20 protein-coding genes and 1 pseudogene are annotated in these 18,656 nt (G+C 72.4%); 9 read left to right on the plus strand and 12 right to left on the minus strand.

What is annotated here, in order from left to right:
* The first annotated feature begins 58 nt into the window (after nucleotides 1-58).
* Complete coding sequence (locus J3486_RS16400) at nucleotides 59-1,549, plus strand: PHB depolymerase family esterase (RefSeq protein ID WP_374194728.1); 1,491 nt, start codon at nucleotides 59-61, stop codon at nucleotides 1,547-1,549.
* 86 nt (nucleotides 1,550-1,635) lie between these two features.
* On the opposite strand, the pseudogene J3486_RS16405 reads toward J3486_RS16400, so the two are convergent.
* From J3486_RS16405 to J3486_RS16430, 6 genes and pseudogenes are all read right to left on the minus strand, one after another.
* Nucleotides 1,636-1,941, minus strand: a pseudogene (locus J3486_RS16405) (FCD domain-containing protein); the annotation flags it as partial.
* Nucleotide 1,942: 1 nt separating this feature from the next.
* On the minus strand, nucleotides 1,943-3,835 hold the full coding sequence (locus J3486_RS16410) for a serine/threonine-protein kinase (RefSeq protein ID WP_207821044.1): 1,893 nt from the start codon (nucleotides 3,833-3,835) through the stop codon (nucleotides 1,943-1,945).
* A 179-nt stretch (nucleotides 3,836-4,014) separates the two neighbouring features.
* Nucleotides 4,015-4,218, minus strand: a complete 204-nt coding sequence (locus tag J3486_RS16415) for a hypothetical protein (RefSeq protein ID WP_207821045.1) — start codon at nucleotides 4,216-4,218, stop codon at nucleotides 4,015-4,017.
* A gap of 129 nt (nucleotides 4,219-4,347) precedes the next feature.
* Entirely contained in the window at nucleotides 4,348-4,773 is a 426-nt protein-coding gene (locus tag J3486_RS16420; protein WP_307804832.1) for a pyridoxamine 5'-phosphate oxidase family protein, read from the minus strand.
* A gap of 43 nt (nucleotides 4,774-4,816) precedes the next feature.
* Nucleotides 4,817-5,635 carry a helix-turn-helix domain-containing protein gene (locus tag J3486_RS16425; RefSeq protein ID WP_207821046.1) on the minus strand — a complete coding sequence of 273 codons (819 nt, stop codon included), beginning with the start codon at nucleotides 5,633-5,635 and terminating at the stop codon, nucleotides 4,817-4,819.
* A 10-nt stretch (nucleotides 5,636-5,645) separates the two neighbouring features.
* Nucleotides 5,646-6,674 (minus strand): aldehyde reductase, encoded by a 1,029-nt coding sequence (locus J3486_RS16430; RefSeq protein ID WP_207821047.1) that lies wholly within the window; start codon nucleotides 6,672-6,674, stop codon nucleotides 5,646-5,648.
* A 138-nt stretch (nucleotides 6,675-6,812) separates the two neighbouring features.
* On the opposite strand from J3486_RS16430, the gene J3486_RS16435 reads away from it, so the two are divergent.
* On the plus strand, nucleotides 6,813-7,763 hold the full coding sequence (locus tag J3486_RS16435; RefSeq protein WP_207821048.1) for a hypothetical protein: 951 nt from the start codon (nucleotides 6,813-6,815) through the stop codon (nucleotides 7,761-7,763).
* A gap of 35 nt (nucleotides 7,764-7,798) precedes the next feature.
* Here the strand turns inward: J3486_RS16435 and J3486_RS16440 are convergent, their stop codons facing one another.
* Nucleotides 7,799-8,419: a LysE family translocator gene (locus tag J3486_RS16440; RefSeq protein WP_207821049.1), complete on the minus strand. Its 621-nt coding sequence runs from the start codon at nucleotides 8,417-8,419 to the stop codon at nucleotides 7,799-7,801.
* The gene (locus J3486_RS16445; protein ID WP_307804833.1) at nucleotides 8,413-9,558 is read right to left on the minus strand and encodes a diaminopropionate ammonia-lyase; all 1,146 of its coding nucleotides are present in this window, start codon (nucleotides 9,556-9,558) and stop codon (nucleotides 8,413-8,415) included. Before J3486_RS16445 ends, J3486_RS16440 begins: the two co-directional genes overlap by 7 nt.
* Nucleotides 9,559-9,674: 116 nt before the next feature.
* Between J3486_RS16445 and J3486_RS16450 the strand changes: the two genes are divergently transcribed.
* The 5 genes from J3486_RS16450 to J3486_RS16470 all read left to right on the plus strand — a co-directional run bounded on the left by J3486_RS16450 (nucleotide 9,675) and on the right by J3486_RS16470 (nucleotide 14,144).
* A complete protein-coding gene (locus J3486_RS16450) occupies nucleotides 9,675-10,592 on the plus strand; it encodes a LysR substrate-binding domain-containing protein (RefSeq protein ID WP_207821051.1) in 918 nt (305 codons plus the stop codon).
* A gap of 113 nt (nucleotides 10,593-10,705) precedes the next feature.
* Complete coding sequence (locus tag J3486_RS16455) at nucleotides 10,706-12,673, plus strand: acyl-CoA dehydrogenase family protein (RefSeq protein WP_207821052.1); 1,968 nt, start codon at nucleotides 10,706-10,708, stop codon at nucleotides 12,671-12,673.
* 10 nt (nucleotides 12,674-12,683) lie between these two features.
* Nucleotides 12,684-13,067 carry a PPOX class F420-dependent oxidoreductase gene (locus J3486_RS16460; RefSeq protein ID WP_207821053.1) on the plus strand — a complete coding sequence of 128 codons (384 nt, stop codon included), beginning with the start codon at nucleotides 12,684-12,686 and terminating at the stop codon, nucleotides 13,065-13,067.
* A gap of 158 nt (nucleotides 13,068-13,225) precedes the next feature.
* The gene (locus J3486_RS16465) at nucleotides 13,226-13,600 is read left to right on the plus strand and encodes a hypothetical protein (protein ID WP_207821054.1); all 375 of its coding nucleotides are present in this window, start codon (nucleotides 13,226-13,228) and stop codon (nucleotides 13,598-13,600) included.
* Nucleotides 13,601-13,790: 190 nt separating this feature from the next.
* A complete protein-coding gene (locus tag J3486_RS16470) occupies nucleotides 13,791-14,144 on the plus strand; it encodes a helix-turn-helix transcriptional regulator (RefSeq protein WP_207821258.1) in 354 nt (117 codons plus the stop codon).
* Nucleotides 14,145-14,161: 17 nt separating this feature from the next.
* Here J3486_RS16470 and J3486_RS16475 read toward each other — a convergent pair whose 3' ends face one another.
* Entirely contained in the window at nucleotides 14,162-15,649 is a 1,488-nt protein-coding gene (locus J3486_RS16475; RefSeq protein ID WP_207821055.1) for a hypothetical protein, read from the minus strand.
* Between the two features lie 309 nt (nucleotides 15,650-15,958).
* On the opposite strand from J3486_RS16475, the gene J3486_RS16480 reads away from it, so the two are divergent.
* On the plus strand, nucleotides 15,959-16,516 hold the full coding sequence (locus J3486_RS16480; RefSeq protein WP_207821056.1) for a Dps family protein: 558 nt from the start codon (nucleotides 15,959-15,961) through the stop codon (nucleotides 16,514-16,516).
* Between the two features lie 116 nt (nucleotides 16,517-16,632).
* Complete coding sequence (locus J3486_RS16485) at nucleotides 16,633-16,863, plus strand: DUF5133 domain-containing protein (RefSeq protein ID WP_207821057.1); 231 nt, start codon at nucleotides 16,633-16,635, stop codon at nucleotides 16,861-16,863.
* 236 nt (nucleotides 16,864-17,099) lie between these two features.
* Here J3486_RS16485 and J3486_RS16490 read toward each other — a convergent pair whose 3' ends face one another.
* The 3 genes from J3486_RS16490 to J3486_RS16500 form a co-directional block, all read right to left on the minus strand.
* Nucleotides 17,100-17,540: a hypothetical protein gene (locus J3486_RS16490; protein ID WP_207821058.1), complete on the minus strand. Its 441-nt coding sequence runs from the start codon at nucleotides 17,538-17,540 to the stop codon at nucleotides 17,100-17,102.
* Between the two features lie 38 nt (nucleotides 17,541-17,578).
* Nucleotides 17,579-18,205 (minus strand): GNAT family N-acetyltransferase, encoded by a 627-nt coding sequence (locus tag J3486_RS16495; protein WP_207821059.1) that lies wholly within the window; start codon nucleotides 18,203-18,205, stop codon nucleotides 17,579-17,581.
* 88 nt (nucleotides 18,206-18,293) lie between these two features.
* Entirely contained in the window at nucleotides 18,294-18,596 is a 303-nt protein-coding gene (locus tag J3486_RS16500; RefSeq protein WP_207821060.1) for a GNAT family N-acetyltransferase, read from the minus strand.
* Nucleotides 18,597-18,656: the final 60 nt, after the last annotated feature.

Genomic DNA, 18,656 nt, shown 5'->3' on the forward strand with positions numbered 1-18,656 from the left:
CGGCACATCGATGATGCACGTCACACCCCGTATCGAACCTTCCCCGGAGTCGATCACCGTGACAGAGCCGCATTCCCCGTTCCGCACCACGACAGCCCGCCGCCTCACCAGAGGCCTCCGCCACTGGGCCACCGCGGCCGTGGGGGCCCTCGCCCTCACCACCGGGCTGGTGGCCACCGCTCCCCAGGCGTCCGCCGCGGACCTGACCCAGGTCACCTCGTTCGGGTCCAACCCCGGAAACCTCTCCATGTACACCTACGCGCCGGACGGCCTGCCGGCCGACGCGCCGCTCGTCGTCGCCCTGCACGGCTGTACGCAGAGCGCGAGCGACTACTACTCCCACTCCGGCTGGCCGAAGTTCGCCGACAGCTACAAGTTCGCGCTGGTCCTCCCGCAGACCAGCAGCGCGAACAACGCCAACTCGTGCTTCAACTGGTTCCAGTCCGGCGACAGTTCACGCGGCCAGGGCGAGGCCCTCTCCATCAAGCAGATGGTCGACAAGGCCGTCGCGCAGTACGGCAGTGACACCAGGCGCGTGTACATCACCGGCCTGTCCGCCGGTGCCGGCATGACCGCGAACATGCTCGCCGCCTATCCGGACGTCTTCGCGGGCGGCTCGATCGACTCCGGTCTGCCCGCCTCGTGCGCGACCAGTACGTCCGCCGCGTACACCTGCATGTACAGCCCGCCGGACAAGACGCCCGCCCAGTGGGGCGACCTGGTGCGGGCGGCCGCCCCCGCCGGGACCACTTCCTGGCCCCGGGTCGCGATCTGGCAGGGCACCTCGGACACCACCGTCGCCCCGGCGAACGCCACCGAGCTGCGCGACCAGTGGACCGATGTGTGGGGCATCGGCCAGACGCCGTCCAGCACCGAGAGCCTCACCGGGGGCACCACGCTCAGCGTCTACGACGACACCGCGGGCAAGCCGGCCGTCGAGGTCTACTCGATCTCCGGTATGCAGCACGGCCTCGCCGTCGACCCCGGCAGCGGCGCCGAGCAGTGCGGCACCACCGGCACCTACTACCTGGACACCATCTGCTCCAGCTACCAGACGGCCCGCTTCTGGGGCCTCGACGGGACCGGGGGCGGCGGCGAGACCCCGGGATCCCTGCCCGCGCCCACGGGACTGACCGTCTCCGGCACCACCGACACCACCGCCTCCCTGAAGTGGAACGCGGTGGACGGCGCCGCCTCCTACGCCGTCTACCGGGGCGGATCGAAGGTGGGCACCACGACGTCGGCCTCCTACACCGACACCGGGCTCGCCACCGGCACGACGTACGGGTACACGGTGGCCGCCGTCGACTCCGCGGGCGCCGTCGGCACCGCCTCCGCATCGGTGTCCGCGACCACCACCGGCTACACACCCACCTGCCACACCGCGAGCAACTACCAGCAGACGGTGGACGGCCGCGCCCATCAGAGCGGCGGCTACACCTACGCGAACGGCTCCAACGAGGCCATGGGCCTGTGGAACACCCTCACCACCCACACCCTCAAGGAGACCGCCCCCGACTACTACGTCGTCGCGGACTCCGGCTGCTGAACCACGGGCATCCGCACGCGGCCCCGGGGGGATGCCCTCCGGGGCCGTACCCAGGGCGCCGCGGCCGGACGGGAAACCCGGCGGCGCTACTGCGCCCACAGATCCCTGATGTGCCCGATGTGCCGGGTCATCACCTCGCGGACGGTCTCCTCGTCGCGGGCCAGCAACGCGTCGAAAATCTCCAGGTGTTCCTCGGCCGAAGCGGGCAGCTTCCCGTCGTCGAAGAGGGCCGTCAGACCGTACAGCCGGGACCGTCGGCGCGGATCGAACCGGGCGGCCAGGGCGGGCTCCGAGTAGATCTCGCCGGGCCGCAGTTCACCGGCGATGAGCGCGGCGCGCAGGGCGTCGACGACACGCTCGCGGTAGCTGCTCCGGGTTCCGCCGAGGGGCGGGTCAGTCCTGCTCCGTCGCCTCCTCGGCGTTCCGCCAGACGGTGAGGTCGAGGGTGATGTAGGTGCTGGGGCTGTTGGCGCCGGAGCGGCCGCGGTAGGTCACGACGCCGATGTGTCCCGCGTCGCTGCGCACACAGATCTGGGACCCGTTGGAGAGCTGATCGAGGTTGATCTTGTCCGTGAAGCGGGTCTCGTCGCGGCAGGTCTTCAACGAGCCCTTCTCCGCGTTGTTCAGCAGGACCAGCTTGCCGTTGTCGGTGCCGACCTTCGGGTCGCTGATGCCGGTCGAGTCGAACGAGAAGTAGAAGTCGCCGCCCGCGTACATGGCGCCGGTGTCGCCGCCGTCGATCGGCTTGGGCGGGTTGTCAGCGAGCTGGAGGTAGTAGTCGCCGGTCAGGTTGATGTTCTTGTACGAGGCGGGCTTCGGGTCGGGCCGCTTCTGGCCGCCGCCCTTGGCGGACCCGGCCGAGCCGCTCGTACCGCTCGACGTGGACGACGAGGAGTCGCCCGAGCCGCCGTCGGGGAGCAGCGCGCCGATGACCCCCAGCACGAAGAGGCCGCCGATGACGGAGAGGGCGACGATCAACCCCGTGCGCTTCTTCGGGGGCGGCGGCACGGCACCCCACGGACGCGGGCCGACCCCCGGGTGCGGGGCGCCCATCGGCCCGTGGTGGCCGACCACGGGCGTCCGGTACTGCGGGTGCTGCGCGTGCTGGGGGTGCATCCCGTGCGGGACCGGCGGCGGGGTCTGGCTGAAGGCCGTGGGCGCGTACGGGGACGGGCCGGTGTGCGGCGCGGCGGTGGTGGGCGGATGCGGCACCGCGCCGGCCACGGGCGGCGGTGTGGCGGACGCCTGGGTCGGGGCGTGCGAGACGTGCCCCGCCCCCGGCGGGGGCGTGCCGGCCGCCTGGGTCGGCGGGTACGGCACGGCGCCGGCCACCGGTGGCGGGGTCGCGGCGCCGGAGGTGGGCGGCGGGGTCTGCACCGGGGCGGGCATCTCGGACCGGTCCACGAGCGCGGTCGCGAACGACTGCGGCAGCCAGTCCTCGCCCTGTCGCAGCGGGCTGGACGCCACCTCGTGGCACCGCTCGATGACCTCGGCCGAGGACGGACGGTCGGCCGGGTCGCGGCTCAGGCAGGCGGACACCAGCGGGCGCAGCGTGTCCGGGAGCCGGCTCAGATCGGGGTCCTCGTGGACGATTCGGTAGAGGACCGCGTGCGAGGGCCCGTCGCCGTACGCGGGCGCCCCGATGGCGGCGAACGCCATGATCTGGCCGAGTGCGAAGATGTCCGTCGCCGGGCTCACGACGCCCGACATCGCCTGCTCCGGCGCCATGAAGGCGGGCGTGCCGACGGTCACCCCGCTGCTGGTCAGCGAGGTGGCGTCGGCGGCGCGGGCGATACCGAAGTCGATGACCCGCGGGCCGTCGGACGCCAGCAGCACGTTGCCGGGCTTCAGGTCCCGGTGCACGATGCCCGCGCCGTGGATGACCTGGAGCGCCTCCGCGACCCCCACGGCGAGCAGCAGGGTGCTGCGCACCGGCAGGGCGCCGTGCTGGGCGACCGCGTGCGCGAGCGACGGGCCGGGCACGTAGGCCGTGGCCAGCCAGGGCGGGTTGGCCTGGGTGTCGCAGTCGATCACCGGTGCGGTGTAGAGGCCCTGTACGCGCTGGGCGGCGTGCACTTCCTGCTCGAAGCGCCTGCGGAAGTCGGGGTCCTCACTGAACTCCGGCCGGATCACCTTCAGGGCGAGCGGACGGCCGCCCGGCGTGTACGAGAGATACACCTTGCCCATGCCGCCCGCGCCGAGCACGGCCGCCAGCCGATAACCGCCGACGACAGGCGGGTCCTCCGCCTTGAGAGGCTGGAAAGGACTCTGCGCAGGTGTCGTCATGACGACACATCCCCCTAGTCATTGGCGACGGCACCGAGTACCGGGACTCCGAAAATCGACAAGAGCGTACCGCGCCTTCCGGAATCACAGCGTCGACTCTCGCGTCCCGGCGCACCGCGGGAACGCGTAAGAGATGACGTTCCGTCAATAACCTTTGCAGACAGGGACGTTGAGCTCTATCAGCGTGAAGGCGCGGTCAACTGCTGGACGGACTTGAGGACCTGCTCCGCTCCGCTCCCGGTCGCCATGTGCCGGGCGCATAGAGCGGCGGCCCGTGCGTAGGTCTGCTGCCGCACGACGTGGTCGGGTGCCGCGGCGAGGCGTTCGGCGGTGAGCGAGCGGAAGGGGATGGGGGCAGCGGCATGCCGAGGGCGGCGACCCACCGGGCCCAGAACGACTGGTCCGCGGTGACCGGCCCTGCGATCCAGGCGGCGCAGGCGGCTGGCGTCAGGGAGCAGCAGGGGCCGGCGCCTGCTCCAGCCAGGCGCCGTTCCGCATGACGACGCGGCCGCTCAGCCCGGGCACTCCACGCCGGCGCGGACCGCCTTCGGCGCGATGCGCGGACACATGTGGGGACGGTCCTCCGTGCGCGGATCCCACCCGAACTTCGCGGCGAACGTGTCCGCCGCGGCCTCCGGCGCGTCCTGGTCCGTGAGGCACCTCGCCGTCCCCCGGACCAGGACGACGTCGAAGGTGTCCGGCAGCGACAGGCGCACGCGGGGGCCCACCCGGACGTTCCGTACCGTCGCGGACGCCGCCCCCCGTGCACACCCAGACCGCCTCTCGTCCCACACGAACCACAAAGGGACCTGTTGCGGGCCGTGTTCGGGGTGAGCGGTCGCCTCGCGGACGTCCCGCTCCGCGGCGAGACGATCAGCTGTCTCACGTATGCGCTCGGCCGTGGAACGGCGAACGGCTGCTGTGCTCTGCGCGGTCACCGACGCTGACCGGCAGGATCGCCGAGCGCATCGGGCCGCGGCCCTACGCCTCCCGGCCGAGCAGGTCAAGGCGTTCGGCGTCGACCGAGCCCTCGTCGGCGTAGTAGAGGACCAGCAGCTCGCGGGCCTGCGGGCGGACCAACTTCTCGTAGTGCAGGTCGAGTTCACCGACGGCCGGATGGTGGAATCGGGTGCGGCCGGTGTCGCGGCGGCGGACCTCGCGGCGGGTCCACAGGGTGCTGAACCGCTCGCTGGCGACGGTGAGTTCGCCGATCGTCGCGAGCAGCTCCGCGTCGGCCTCGTCGACGTCGATCATGGCGCGCAGACCGGAGACCGCCTTGGCCGTCATGTCGTCCCACTGCGGATAGAGGCTGCGCATCTCCGGTTCGAGGAAGGCGGCTCGCAGAGGGTTGCTGCCGACGGCGAAGAAGGGGCACAGGAGCACAGCGAGCCGGTTCGCGGCGACGACGCGTCCGCCGGCTCCCTGGACATAGGCGGCGGTCCGCGGCCAGCTGTCCAGCAGGGGTTGCAGACCGGCCCGGTCCGTACCGGCCCGGCCGCGCGGCCGACGAACGGGCGGCGCGGGATGGGCCAGGCGGTGCAGGTAGGCGACGGCGTCCTCGTCGAGCTGGAGAGCCGTGGCCAGGGCGGTGAGGATCTGGTCCGAGGGGTTGAGGTTGCGGCCCTGTTCCAGACGCAGGTAGTACTCGGGGCTGATGCCGGCGAGCTGGGCGACCTCTTCGCGCCGCAGTCCGGGAACCCGGCGGCGCGGCCCGGCGGGCAGCCCGGCCTGCTCCGGGCCGATCTGTCCGCGCCGGGCCCGCAGGAACTCGCCCAGGGTGTCGGCCGTCTCACGTGGCATGCGGGTGACGCTAACCGGTCAGCAGTCCGAGGCGCAGCAGGCTCTCCGCCGTGGCCACGACGGCGTCCTCGTTGGAACGCGGCGACCAGTCCAGCTCCTTGCGGGCCTTGGCGTTGGAGGCGTGGCGCACCACGCCCAGCTGCGGCACCGTCTCCCGCAGCGCCGGTCTCACCGTGGCGAGCAGGCGCAGCAGCCAGGCCGGGGCGGTGCCGGCGGGAGCCTGGGCGGCGGCCTCGCCGAGGCGTGCGCGCAGCGCCAGGGCGATACCGTGGAAGGAGATCGGCTCGCCCGCGAGCGCCAGGTAGCGCTGTCCGGCCGCCTCGGGCGCCGTCATGGCGCGCAGATGCAGGTCGGCCGCGTCGCGGACGTCCACCGTGTTGGTCCAGATCGGCGGTGCGGACCGCATCCCTCCGGTCAGCATCGCGTGGACGATGCGGATGGACGCGGAGTAGTCCGGTCCGAGGACCGGCCCGAAGATCCCCACCGGGTTGACGACCGTCAGCTCCAGGCCGTCTCCCTCGCGCTCGGCGAAGTCCCAGGCGGCCCGTTCGGCCACCGCCTTGGACTTGATGTAGGCGGAGACGCCGGGCCCGTCGGTCCGGGTCCAGTCGTTCTCGTCGAACGTCCGCCCGGTCCTGCCGTGGCCGTAGCCCACCGCCGCGAAGGAGGAGGTCAGCACCGTGCGCCGGACGCCCGCGTCCCGGGCGGCGCGCAGCACCCGCAGGGCGCCGTCCCGGGCCGGCACCACCACCTCGTCCTCGCTCCCGGGCCGCGCCCCGGGGAACGGGGAGGCCACGTGCAGGACGTATTCGGCTCCCGCCACGGCCCGGTCCCAGCCCCGGTCGGCGGTCAGATCCGCCTCCACGTAGGAGACGCCGTCCACGTGCGGGGCACCGGCCACGGTGAGCATCCGCTCGACGTCGGGCCGCCGCTCCAGCGAGCGCACCGTCGTCGTGACCGTGTGCCCCGCGGTCAGCAGCCGCGCGATGGTGTGGGATCCCAGGAATCCGGTTCCGCCTGTGACGAGTACATGTGCCATGCGTTCATGGTCGGCGGCCCGGCCGGCGTGTTCCAGACTCCGCCGACACCAGTACTCCCAGGGACAGGCTCGGCGTGATGTGCGCCGCCCCGGTCCGGCTCCGGCCCCGCGCCGCCGAAACACGGTATCTGTGGTGCCGTGTCAGGCATCCACGCCGAAGAGGCATCGCTGGGACCAGGACCGGCCCGGGCTCTGCTCAAGGGGGCTCTGGCCGATCCCCTGCACCTGCCCGAGCTGCTCGCCTCGTTCGCCGGACGCCGGCTCGGCCCCCGGGCCGCCGCGTCCCTGCAGCGGGCCTACCGGGGTCATCCCGACGCGAGCCGGGCGGAGTTGGGCGCCGTGGTCGTCTCCCGGGGCGGCCGCGCGGTCATCAGCGAAGGGGCGTTCGTCGGAGGCCCCTTCCTGCTGCTCATCCCCTTCGCCTTCTGCGCCGCGCTGCTCGCCCAGGCCCGGCTGGTCATGGAAGTCGCCGGACTCGACGGCCGTGACCCCCGTGATCCGGAGCGGGCCGTCGAACTCCTCGTGCTCCTCGGCGTCCACCCGGACGAGGAACACGCCCGCACGGCGCTGGCCCGTGCCACGTCGGCACGCGCGGCAGGCGACCGGGGGCGCGTCGCCGCGCTGGCGGACATCACCGTGCGCATGGCCCGCCTGCTCGGCCTGCTCACCCCGGCCGACGCGCAGGGGTCCGCGGGAAGGCTGCGCCGCGTCGCCGCGCGCGTCGGCAGCTGGCTGCTGGCCGTGTCGGTGTTCCTGACCGGGCTGGTCGTGCCGCTGGTCTGGCTGCCGTACATGGCCTTCTCGTACCGCCGGTCCACGCACCGGCTCATGCGCCGGGCCACCGGCTACTACGGCGTCGAGATCGAGTGGCGCGCCGCCCACTCCGCACGACCGCTGGTGGCGGGCGCGGCCCACGCCCTCGTCTCGGTCCTGGTACCCGTCGCGCTGACGACGGTGGTGCTCCTGGCCGACATCCGGATCGCGGGGAGTCACACGCTCGCCTTGGTCGTCCTTCTGCTCGTGGGCACCGTGGCGGTGGGGGCCGTGTGGCATCTGTGGCGACGCCGCCGACGGCCGGTCGGCGTCTAGCATTCGGCGCCGGCACGAGCACCCGGCACCGCGGCTCAGCCCGAGGCCGTCGCCGCCACACCCCCGAACCCGATCAGCGCGACGCCCGTGGTCCGCCCGAGCGCACGGCCGGCACGCGGCCTGGTCAGGACGTGGCCGGCGCGGGACAGCAGGAACGCGCAGCCGCCCAACCAGGCGACCGTCAGGGCGACATGGAGGAGGACGAGGAGTGCCATCCCCCACGCCTCGGGCAGGTGGGGCGGGGCCGCCGCGGGCAGCAGGCCGGTGGAGAAGACGGCGATCTTCGGGTTGAGGATGTTGGTGAGCAAGCCCGTCCGCCACGGACCCCCGGCGGCCGGACGAGCGGCGGCGCCGGCCGGTGGCGGGGCCGCCCGGCGGTTCTGCCACAGCGCCTGCGCCCCCAGGAACACCAGGTACGCGGCGCCGAGGAGGCGCACGGTGAGCGAGGCCGCGGGCGAGGCGGCGAGCACGGCCGCCAGGCCCGCCACGGTGAGCACGCCCCGGAACAGCAGCCCGCTCGCGATCCCGCCCACCGTTCGCAGGGCGCTGCGCGGACCGGCCACCAGGGCCCTGCGGGTCACGATCGCCAGGTCGGGTCCGGGCACGACGGTCAGCAGACCGAGGACACAGACCGCGGTCAGAAGAGGAGTCAGCACGTCCCGGCCCGCTCGACGGTGGTGGCGTGCGGGTTCGCGGCCGGGCCCTCGGTGCTCAGCAGGACGACCACCGAGGTCGGACCGAGGCCCAGTGCCGTACGTCGTTCAGCGGCGCCGTCCCCGCGGAGCGCGGCCCGCGACCCGGCCAGCGCGGCGGCCCCGCAGGGTCCCGAGGCGACCCCGAGGGCGGCGAGGTCCACGGCGGCCCGGGCGCTGTCGGTGTCGCCGACGGCGGTCGCGGCGTCCAGGCCGGCCCGCAGGTGGGGCCAGGCGATGCTGGAGGGGGTGCCGCAGTTGAGGCCGGCCATGGTGGTCTCGCCGGGGGCGACGGTGACGGGTTCGTCGCGGGTGAGGCTTTCCAGGATGCAGGCCGCGGCCCGGGGCTCCACGGAGAGCAGCGCCGGGGCGTGCCCCGAGGGACGGCTGCGGTAGTGGGTGACGACGGCCTGGGCCAGTGAGCCAACGCCCACGGGAACGGCGACGAGGTCGGGGCCGCCCGCGACCGCGGCGGCCGACAGCTGTTCGTCGATCTCGGCGCAGAGGGTGGAGTAGCCCTCGACGATCCAGCCAGGGACGCGTTCGTAACCTGCCCAGGCGGTGTCCTGCACCAGCACGGCACCCGGCGCTTCGGCCTCCCGCGCCGCCCGGCGCACCGCCTCGTCGTAGGGTCCCGCGACCTCGGTGACCTTGGCGCCCTCGTCGGCGATGGCGGCCGCGGCCCGCGGATGCACGCCCTGCGGCACGAACACGTGCGCGTCCTGCCCGAGCAGCCGGGCCGTGCGGGCGACGGCGCGGCCGTGGTTGCCGTCGGTGGCGGTGACGAGGGTGACCGGGGTCGCGTCGCCGCCGTTCGCGGTGCGTTCCGCGAGGGTGCGGTGCACCGCCCAGGACGCGCCGAGCGCCTTGAAGGCCGGCAGGCCGAGCCGGCTCGACTCGTCCTTGACGAAGACTCGCCCCACCCCCAACTCGGTTGCCATCGAAGGGAGTTCGGTGAGGGGGGTCGGCGTGTGGCCGGGCAGCGCGGTGTGGAAGTCCCGCACCTCGGCGGGCGCGGGCTCGCACCGCCAGCGGCGGGCGCCGGGGCGCACGAACCACGGGAGCGTCGGCGGCGTACGGAAGGACACAGGGTTCTCAGACACCCCTTCACCCTGCGACAGCCGCCACTCATCGGTCCAGCGAATGTTTCCGACGTATACCATTCGGCTGAGCCGACCATTACCTGATGCCGCTCCGGTGGCGAGGAGAGCGCGCCGCCATGTTCGACCTGCACCGACTGCGTCTGCTGCGCGAGCTCAAGCACCGCGACACGCTGGCGGCCGTCGCCGCGGCCCTGAACTACGCGCCCTCCTCCGTCTCGCAGCAGCTCTCGCAGTTGGAGGCCGAGGTCGGCGTGCCCCTGCTGGAGCCGGTCGGGCGACGGGTACGGCTGACCGAGCAGGCGGAGATCCTGGTCGCCCACACCGAGGCGGTGCTCGAACGCCTCGAACGCGCGGAGGCGGACATCGCCGCCTCCGCGACCGATCTGACCGGGACGCTGCGCATCGCCTCGTTCCAGACGGCGGCCCTGGCCCTCGTCCCCACCGCGCTCGGCTCGCTCCGCGACGCCCACCCCCGTCTGCGGGTCCACGTCACCCACAGAGAGCCGGAGAAGGCCCTGCCCGCCCTCCAGGCCCGCGACTTCGACCTCGTCCTGGCCGAGGAGTACCCGGGGAACCCCAACCCCCGCCCCGCCGAGCTCGAACAGGAGGATCTGCTCGACGACCCCCTGCTGCTGGCCGTGCCGCCCCATGTGCGGGTACCGGACACGGACAGTCCCACGAAGACGCTGCGCTCACTGGCGGACCACCCCTGGGTGATGGAACCCGCGGGCACGGCCGCGCGGCACTGGGCCATGACCCTGTGCCGCAACGCCGGCTTCGAGCCCGACGTGCGGTTCGAGACCACCGATCTCCTGCTCCACCTGCGGCTCGTCGAGGAGAACCACGCCGCCGCGTTCCTCCCCGACCTGGTGTGGAACGGCCGGCCGGCGACCGTCACCCTCCGCCCGCTCCCCCGCGGCCAGCGCGGCCGTCGTATCTTCACCGTCGTACGCCGTGGCGCGAGCCGGCATCCGGCGGTGCGGGCGTGCCGGGCGGCGCTGCGACGGGCCGCGACGGACGGCGCCCAGCCCTGAACGGGCAACGTCACGTCCTGCGTGGCCGCCCGTGCCCCCCGACAGCCGCAGACCCTCGTCGGACGGCGAACCGGTCCTGCTTGCGTCCTGCGGGGACGGGGTACCAGGGCTTCATGATCACCGACACCTCCACGTCCTCGGGCGGCTTCGTTCCGCCCGACGTCGACGTTCCGGCCCTGACCAAGGTGCTCGACGGCGAGTACGCCGAGATCCGCGACCTCGTGCGGACGAACCTCACGCGGCACGCCTCCGTCCTGGAGGAGGCCGAGGAACTCGGCATCGACGCGTTCCGGGAGCGGGTGCGCGAGCTCGCCGTCGAGCTGGCGGCCACCGGCCAGACCGGCATGGGTTTCCCGAAGGAGTACGGAGGCGGCGGTGACATCGGCGCCTCGATCGCCGCGTTCGAGACGCTCGCGTTCGGCGATCTGTCGCTGCTCGTGAAGGTCGGCGTGCAGTTCGGTCTCTTCGGGGGCGCGATCCTGCAGCTCGGCACCGAGCGGCACCACAAGGCCCACCTTCCGGATCTGATCACCGGGAAGCTGATGGGCTGCTTCGCGATGACCGAGACCGGGCACGGCTCCAACGTCCAGGCGCTGGGGACCGTGGCGACGTACGACGCCGGCACCCAGGAGTTCGTCATCACGACGCCGGACGACGGCGCACGCAAGGACTACATCGGCAACGCCGCCCGGCACGCACAACTGGCCGTCGTCTTCGCCCAGTTGAAGGTGGGCGAGCGGTCCGAGGGCGTGCACGCGTTCGTCGTGCCGATCCGGATCGGCGGCGCGGTGGCGCCGGGCGTCTCGATCGAGGACGACGGCCGCAAGATGGGCCTCAACGGCGTCGACAACGGACGGATCCGGTTCGACGGCGTACGGGTGCCGCGCGAGGCGCTGCTCAACCGGTTCGCCGACGTCACGCCCGAAGGCGTCTACGAGAGCCCGATCGAGAACCCCGGGCGCCGCTTCTTCACCATGCTCGGCACCCTCGTGCAGGGCCGGGTCAGTGTCGGCGGCGGCGCGATCAACGCCTCCAAGGTCGCACTGGCGATCGCCGTCAAGTACGCGGCGCGGCGGCGGCAGTTCGAGGCGACGCCCGACCACGGGGAGCAGTTGCTCCTCGACTACGGCATGCATCAGCGCCGGCTGCTGCCACTCCTCGCCCGCACCTACGCCCTGCACTTCGCCCAGGACGTGGTCCGCACCCACCTGCACGAGGTGTTCTCGGGCGAGCGGGGCGACGAACAGGCGCGGCGCGAGCTGGAGTCGCGTGCCGCCGGGACCAAGGCGCTCGGCACCTGGCACGCGACCCGCACGATCCAGGAGTGCCGCGAGGCGTGCGGCGGCGCCGGGTATCTCGCCGTCAACCGGTTCGCCGCGCTCAAGGCCGACAGCGACGTCTTCACGACGTTCGAGGGCGACAACCACGTCCTCCTGCAGCTCGTGGCCAAGGGCCTCCTGACCAACTACGCCCATGAGTTCGAGGACATGGACCAGCTCGGAATGGTCCGGTTCGTCACCGGGCAGGCCGTGGAGACGGTCATCGAGAGGACGTCGGTCCACAAACTTCTCGAACGGGTACGCGATCTGCTGCCCGGCGGCGACGAGTGGGACCAGGAGGCCGGTCTGCTCGACTCGGAGTACCAGCTCGCCATGGTCCGCCACCGCGAGGAGCACATGCTCGCCGGACTCGCCCGCCGGCTCAAGCGCGGCGTCGACCGCGAGCAGGATCCCGGTGTCGTCTTCTCGCGCGTGCAGGACCATGTCATCGCGGTGGCCCGCGCGCACGTCGAGCGGCTGGTCCTGGAGGCGTTCGTCGAGCGGGTGCGCACGCTGCCCGAGAGCGGGAACAAGGTGGCGCTGAAGGTGTTGTGCGACCTGTTCGCGCTGTCCACCATCGAGGCCGACCGCGCCTGGTTCATGGAGCACGGCCGGCTGACCGTGCAGCGCTCCAAGGCGATCAGCGGCGAGGTCGACGGTCTGTGCCGCAGGATCAGGCCGCTCGCCGTCGACCTCGTCGACGCGTGGGGCATCCCGCCGCGGATGCTGCGCTCCCCCGGTCTGGTGGGACCGCCGTCGTAGACTCCCGCGCATGTCCGACATCGAGGCGATCCGCCGCGCCAAGTACATCAGCCTGACCACCTACCGGAAGGACGGCACCGCCGTGGCCACGCCCGTGTGGCAGGTGGGCGGGGCCGACGGCACGCTGCTCGTCGTGACGCCGGCGCACGCGTGGAAGGTCAAGCGGATCCGGAACAACGGCGCGGTGACGGTGGCCGTGTGCACCGTCCGCGGTCATGTCGCCCCCGGCGCCGCCGTGTTGTCCGGCAACGCGCGGCTGCTGGACGAGGCGGGGACCGCGGACGCGCAGCGGCTGCTCGCGAAGAAGTACCTGTCGTCGCGGATCGGCAACGGGTTCCTGAAGCTGTTCCGGGTACGCAGGAAGCCGATGGCCGGCATCGCGATCACCCTCTGATCAGCACGGGTGCCACAGGGGGGCAGGAACGTTCGAGAGTGTTCCGAATCAGTCTCCGGCCACCGTTTTCGGCATATGCCATACCGGGGGCCGGGAAAGCCCCTAGGGTTCCCGCGAGGGCCAAAGGACCCGCCCTCGTCTCTCGTTGAGGAGAACCCGTGACCAATGTGGAAGTGTCCCTCAAGACCCTGCTGACCGAGGTCGAGGGTGCACTGGGGGCCGCCGTCGTGGATTACACGAGCGGCATGGCCCTCGGCACCCTGGGCGGCGGAAAGGAGCTGGACCTGACCGTCGCCGCGGCAGGCAACACCGATGTGATCCGGGCCAAGATGCGCACCATGGAGCTGCTCGGCATCAAGGAGAACATCGAGGACATACTCATCACGCTCGGCGGCCAGTACCACCTGATCCGCCCCGTCGCCGGACGCACGGGGAACGGCCTGTTCCTGTATCTCGTCATCGACAAGGGCCGGTCCAACCTCGCCATGGCGCGGCATCACCTCAAGCGCACCGAGGAGCAGTTGGAGGTCTGAGCCCTCAGCTCTTTTTATTTGCCCGGCACTTGAAGAATTCTTCAAGTCTCCATCTCTGCATCCGTCGAACTCTCGGATCCAGAGGCCCCGGCCGGGAAGGATGAGACGGCACAGCGAGCGCGGCGGCGGGCGAGGCCGCCGCGCCCCGTCTCCGCACCCCGCACCCCGAGTCAGGGAAGTGAGCCATCCCGTGCAGGCGCCCCTCTACCAGGTCAAAGCAGAGTTCTTCCGCATGCTCGGGCACCCGGTCCGGATACGCGTTCTGGAGCTGCTCCAGAACGGTCCGGTCTCCGTACGCGATCTGCTGATCGACATCGACATCGAACCGTCGAACCTCTCCCAGCAGCTCGCCGTCCTGCGCCGTTCCGGCATCGTCGTCTCCACCCGCGAGGGCTCGACCGTGACCTACGCCCTGGCGGGCGGGGACGTCGCGGAACTCCTGCGCGCCGCACGCCGGATCCTCACCGAGCTGCTCGCGGGGCAGAGCGCGCTGCTGGCCGAGCTCCAGGACACCGATCAGCCCGAGCAGCCCGCACCGCACTGACCGGGGCCATGTGCCCCTCAGAGCCTGTCTTTGAACCCCCGCCTGCGCCCCGACGCCCGGCGCAGCAGCCGGCCGATCTCCGGGTGGAAGACGTCGTGGTGACCGCCCAGCGGCAGGTCGGGGGAGCTCACGACCTCGGAGACGTCGATGTTCAGGTAGGGCGTGGCATGGTGCAGGTCCAGCTCCGGCAGACCCTTGAGCGTCGCGGGCGCGGGCCCTTCGACGCCTTGCAGCCCGTCGAAGCCGAGGGCGCCCCACTTGCGTCCGAGGGACACCAACTCGGCCGAGTCGCCGATCATCTGGGCGGACAGCGGGTACATGACGCCGAGGTGGGAGTCGAGATGCGAGAACGTGCAGAGCAGCGGTCCCGCCACCAGGCGTTGCAGGCTCCACAGTGCGCCGTGGCCGGAGACCTGCTGCGGCAGGCTGTCGGCGAACGCGAAGTGTGACATCTCGGCCTGCAGCAGGGTGAGCGAGGACAGCAGCACCGGTTCCGCGTCGCCGTTCTCCAGGCCGCGCAGCGCGAATCCGGCGAGCCGCCCGCCCAGTCCGTGCCCGACGAGGTGCAGGCGGACCCCGTTGCCCTCCGCCAGCTGGGGCAGGCAGCGGCCGAGACCGTACTGTCCGACGAACCCGGCGCGGCGGCGCAGCACATGCCGTACCACCTGCCGGAAGAGTTCATGGGCGCCGTTCCACAGGTCGCCGAAGTCGGCGGCGCGGGCCTGTTCGCCCAGCGGGCCGCCCGCCGCGACCGTGCCGGCCCGGCCCACGCGGTCGCTGAGCGGCCGGGCGGGGCGCGGCCCCGCGATGCGGGCCTCGGGGAGGGTTCCCCCCTCGGACGCTTCGGGCCCTTCGGTGCCGGAGGCGTGTCGCGCCGGCCGGCCGTGGTGTGTGCCCCGGGCCCGGCGCAGGTCGTCGAGCGCGCCCGCGAACTCGGCGCACACGGTGCGGGTGTCCTCGAACAGCATGAGCGGGTCCGACTGCGGAAGGATCTCGCCCATCGTGTCCGCGGCGAAGGCGGCGACCGGGTCCTGCAGGGGCAGTTCCGCGAGTCGGCGCAGGGCCGTGCCCAGGTCGTCGAGGGCCGGTTCGTAGTCGGGCCGGTCGTGCAGCAGCCCGATGATCTCGTGCAACGCGTCCGCGCGGTCGGGCAGCCGGCGCAGCAGGTCGTCGGCCGTGTCGGCGCCGACTCCGTGGGACTCGTCGGGTTGATCGGCGCCGGGCAGGCCCTCGTCGCGGAAGCACAGCGACGGCCAGTGCACGCCGAGCACTCCGGCCTCGCCCGGGGCGTCGCTCCACGCATCGGCGAGCAGCTCGCGGTACGCGCCGTCCACCGTGCGGCTCATCGCGTCGTCGTTGTGGGCCCCATGGGCCAGGACGTACAGCTCGCGGACGCCGCTGTCCCGCACGGCCTCCCGGATCCGGTCGACCGCACCCGCCTCGAAGGCGGCCGCACCGTCGAAGCCCAGGGCACCAAAATCGTGGAACGCGACCGATCGCGGCATGGCTCACTCCTGTGGGGCGCCGCGGCGCGCGGCGGTGTGCGGAAAAGACGGACCGACCGCCCGTCTCGCGAGGAGGTTCACGTGCCCGGCGCGCCGTGGGGCACGCTCGGGCGAGGCGGATGTACGGCGTTTCTACGCCACCGCGACGCGCACGCGCAGACGCCTTGCGCGCCCCGGCACAACCCTGTTGCGCGCCGTCCACGCGCCCCGTGCACGGTGATCTTCCTCGCACGGCGGCGGATGTGTGAATCCCTCATGGCGGGTAGTGGGGCAGGACAGCACATCCGGTACGAAGGGAGACACACCCCCATGGCTCAGCAGAGCACTCCGAAGTACACCGTCCCCGGCCTCACCGTGGACCAGGCCGGAGAGCTGATCGAGATTCTGCAGATGCGGTTGCACGCACTCAACGACCTGCATCTGACGCTGAAGCACATTCACTGGAACGTCGTCGGTCCGCACTTCATCGCCGTGCACGAGATGATCGACCCGCAGGTCGACCGGGTGCGGGCGATGGCGGACGACGTCGCGGAGCGGGCCGCCGCCCTCGGCGGGATCAGCCAGGGCACGCCCGGCGCGCTCGTGGCCGCCCGCACCTGGCAGGACTACAGCGTGGGCCGGGCCGACGCCATCGCCCACCTCGGGGCGCTCGACGTCGTCTACACCGGCGTCATCGAGGACCTGCGCAAGGCGATCGAGCTGGCCAACCGGATCGACACCGCCACGGAGGATCTGCTCATCGGTCAGCTGCGCGAACTGGAGCAGTTCCAGTGGTTCGTCCGCGCCCATCTGGAGACGGCGGGCGGTTCGCTGCGCACCGGCTCCGCCACCACCGAGGAGGAAGCGGCACGCCGCGCCGTCAACTAGCGTCCCTCCAGGCCCTGTTCGCGAGTGAAACCGGTCACGCAGTGCCTCGGCCGTACATAATCCGCGGCACAGAGGGCATGTGGACGTCCCGTTCCCCAGCGAGAGCAGGTGCCTCCATGCTGATGCCCGATGCCGCGTTCGTCCGTACGCTGCTGAGCCGCTACGCCGACCTCCAGATGCGCCACGTCGAACGCCCCTCGCGGGAGACGCGCGCCCAGCTGGACGACGTGACCTACACGCTGTGCGTGTGCACCGGGACCCGGACGATCCGGGACGCCCTGGCCGCCGCCGACCAGGTCCTCGCGCAGGCGGCGGCCAGGACGGACGGCGCCTCGCACGCCGCCTGAACCGGCACGGGGGCACAGATGTTTGCACGAGCGGGGCCGGGGCACTCGTGGTGCGACCCTGTCGTTCTCCGACACGGGGTCCAGTGGTGCAGGGGGCGCGTCCTGGGACGAGGGCGCGCCCCCGCTCTCATGCCGTGCGGAGTTCCCGGACACCACGGCACACGTGCTGCGGACGAACGGAAGGGCCCCTCGACTCCAGCTTTCCGAAGCGGAGTCGAGGGGCCCTGTCCGTGCGGTCAGACGCGTCCGCCGGTCAGCCGGGTGAGCGGTCCGTGACTGCCGCGCTCGGCGCGGCGGCCCGCCATGTAGGAGGTGGCCGCCAGGGCCGTGGCACCCGCCGTGACGCCGGCCGCGACGATCTTGCGGTGCTTGAGGACGGCCCAGGCCGTCGTCGCCGCGGAGACCGCCTGGCCCGCGGCCGATGTCACGGTGGAGCGGGCGGTGTCCAGTGCGGCGCCGGCCGTGGCGGCCGCGCGAGCTCCCTGGTCACCCGCCGTCCGGGCCGCTCGGGCCCCTTCGTCACCCGCCGTCCGGGCGGCGCGGGCCGTCTGGGTACCCGCCTCCTCCGCGGCGCCTGCCGCCTTGTCCGCGGTCTTCTTCGCTGCCTTCGCCGCGGCCGGTCGCCCCGTCCTCGTGGTGCGCCCGGCCCCTTCTGCGTTGTCGTGTGTGTTCGCCATGGTGTGCGAATAGCCGGATCCGGCCGGAGCAAACAGACTCACCATTCCACGGCCGTCGAGCGGCCGAGGTACCAGACCGGAGCGGGGTCGTCGACCGCCAACTCCCAAAACCCCAGCCGGTCGTAGAACGCCCTGGCCGGGGTGTTCGCCTGCACCATGCACAGGTGGACGGCCGGCACGCCGTGCCTCTCCAGAGCTTGGAGGAGGGTGCGCATCAGGGTGCGGCCGTGCCCCTGACCCTGCCAGGGCGGGAGGAGGTCGATGTGCAAGTGGGCGGGGAATGCGGCCAGTTCGTCTCTGACCATGCGCTCGGGGGTGTGCAGCAGCCCGATCATCTCGTCGCTCGGCGTGCGGGCCGGGCCGTCCGGGGCCGGGTACCGGTCCGCGACCTCGGGCAGCCACTCTTTGCGGTAGCGGCCGGCGAACGCGGGGGTGTCCGGGACCCCCAGGACGTATCCGACGGCGTTCCCGGTCCCGTCGTCGAGGACGAAGGCGAAGTCCGGCTCCAGATGGGCGTAGGGGTGGGCGAAGATCGACGGCATCAGGGCGGGATCGGGGTACAGGGCAGAGGAGTCCTGGCCCTGATGAGCCGTCATGACGCATATGTGGGCCAGGGCTTCACGGTCCGAGGCCCGGTACGGGCGGACGAAGGGTGCGGTCTTCATACGCCGCACGATGCCAGCATGGGAGCGCTCCCGCAGCGAAATCGCCCCACCGGTCCCGGCGGCGCCGGGACCCTGCGCCGATCGTGGTTCAGTCGGCGACCTTGCTGCGGTTCTGGTAGAGCAGATCGGCGTACTCGGGGTGGCGGGCGATCCATCCGCTGTAGAACGGGCAGACGGCGAGGACGCGCAGCCCGGCCTCCCGGGCGTCGTCGAGCGACCGGCGCACCAGAGCGCCGCCGATGCCCTGCCCCTCGTACGCGGGCTCCACCTCGGTGTGCACGAAGGCGATGAGTTCGGGTGTCCTCAGATAGTCGGCGAAGCCCGCGAGGCTGTCGCCCACGCGGGCCTCGTAGCGGTTCGCCCCCGTCGCGTCTGTCACCTCTGCGGTCATGCGGCCAGGGTACGAGCGCCGCGCGGGACCCGCATGTCGCGCAGGGCGCCGTCACCGGTG

Source organism: Streptomyces sp. VRA16 Mangrove soil (assembly GCF_017377775.1).
In the GTDB taxonomy this organism is placed as follows: Bacteria; Actinomycetota; Actinomycetes; order Streptomycetales; family Streptomycetaceae; genus Streptomyces.

Excerpts from the sequence above, each read along its gene's own strand:
- J3486_RS16410 (WP_207821044.1), bottom strand. The coding sequence starts at position 3,835 with ATGACGACACCTGCGCAGAGTCCTTTCCAGCCTCTCAAGGCGGAGGAC.
- J3486_RS16425 (WP_207821046.1), bottom strand. The coding sequence starts at position 5,635 with ATGCCACGTGAGACGGCCGACACCCTGGGCGAGTTCCTGCGGGCCCGG.
- J3486_RS16430 (WP_207821047.1), bottom strand. The coding sequence starts at position 6,674 with ATGGCACATGTACTCGTCACAGGCGGAACCGGATTCCTGGGATCCCAC.
- J3486_RS16450 (WP_207821051.1), top strand. The coding sequence starts at position 9,675 with ATGTTCGACCTGCACCGACTGCGTCTGCTGCGCGAGCTCAAGCACCGC.
- J3486_RS16455 (WP_207821052.1), top strand. The coding sequence starts at position 10,706 with ATGATCACCGACACCTCCACGTCCTCGGGCGGCTTCGTTCCGCCCGAC.
- J3486_RS16460 (WP_207821053.1), top strand. The coding sequence starts at position 12,684 with ATGTCCGACATCGAGGCGATCCGCCGCGCCAAGTACATCAGCCTGACC.
- J3486_RS16475 (WP_207821055.1), bottom strand. The coding sequence starts at position 15,649 with ATGCCGCGATCGGTCGCGTTCCACGATTTTGGTGCCCTGGGCTTCGAC.
- J3486_RS16480 (WP_207821056.1), top strand. The coding sequence starts at position 15,959 with ATGGCTCAGCAGAGCACTCCGAAGTACACCGTCCCCGGCCTCACCGTG.
- J3486_RS16485 (WP_207821057.1), top strand. The coding sequence starts at position 16,633 with ATGCTGATGCCCGATGCCGCGTTCGTCCGTACGCTGCTGAGCCGCTAC.
- J3486_RS16490 (WP_207821058.1), bottom strand. The coding sequence starts at position 17,540 with ATGGCGAACACACACGACAACGCAGAAGGGGCCGGGCGCACCACGAGG.
- J3486_RS16495 (WP_207821059.1), bottom strand. The coding sequence starts at position 18,205 with ATGAAGACCGCACCCTTCGTCCGCCCGTACCGGGCCTCGGACCGTGAA.
- J3486_RS16500 (WP_207821060.1), bottom strand. The coding sequence starts at position 18,596 with ATGACCGCAGAGGTGACAGACGCGACGGGGGCGAACCGCTACGAGGCC.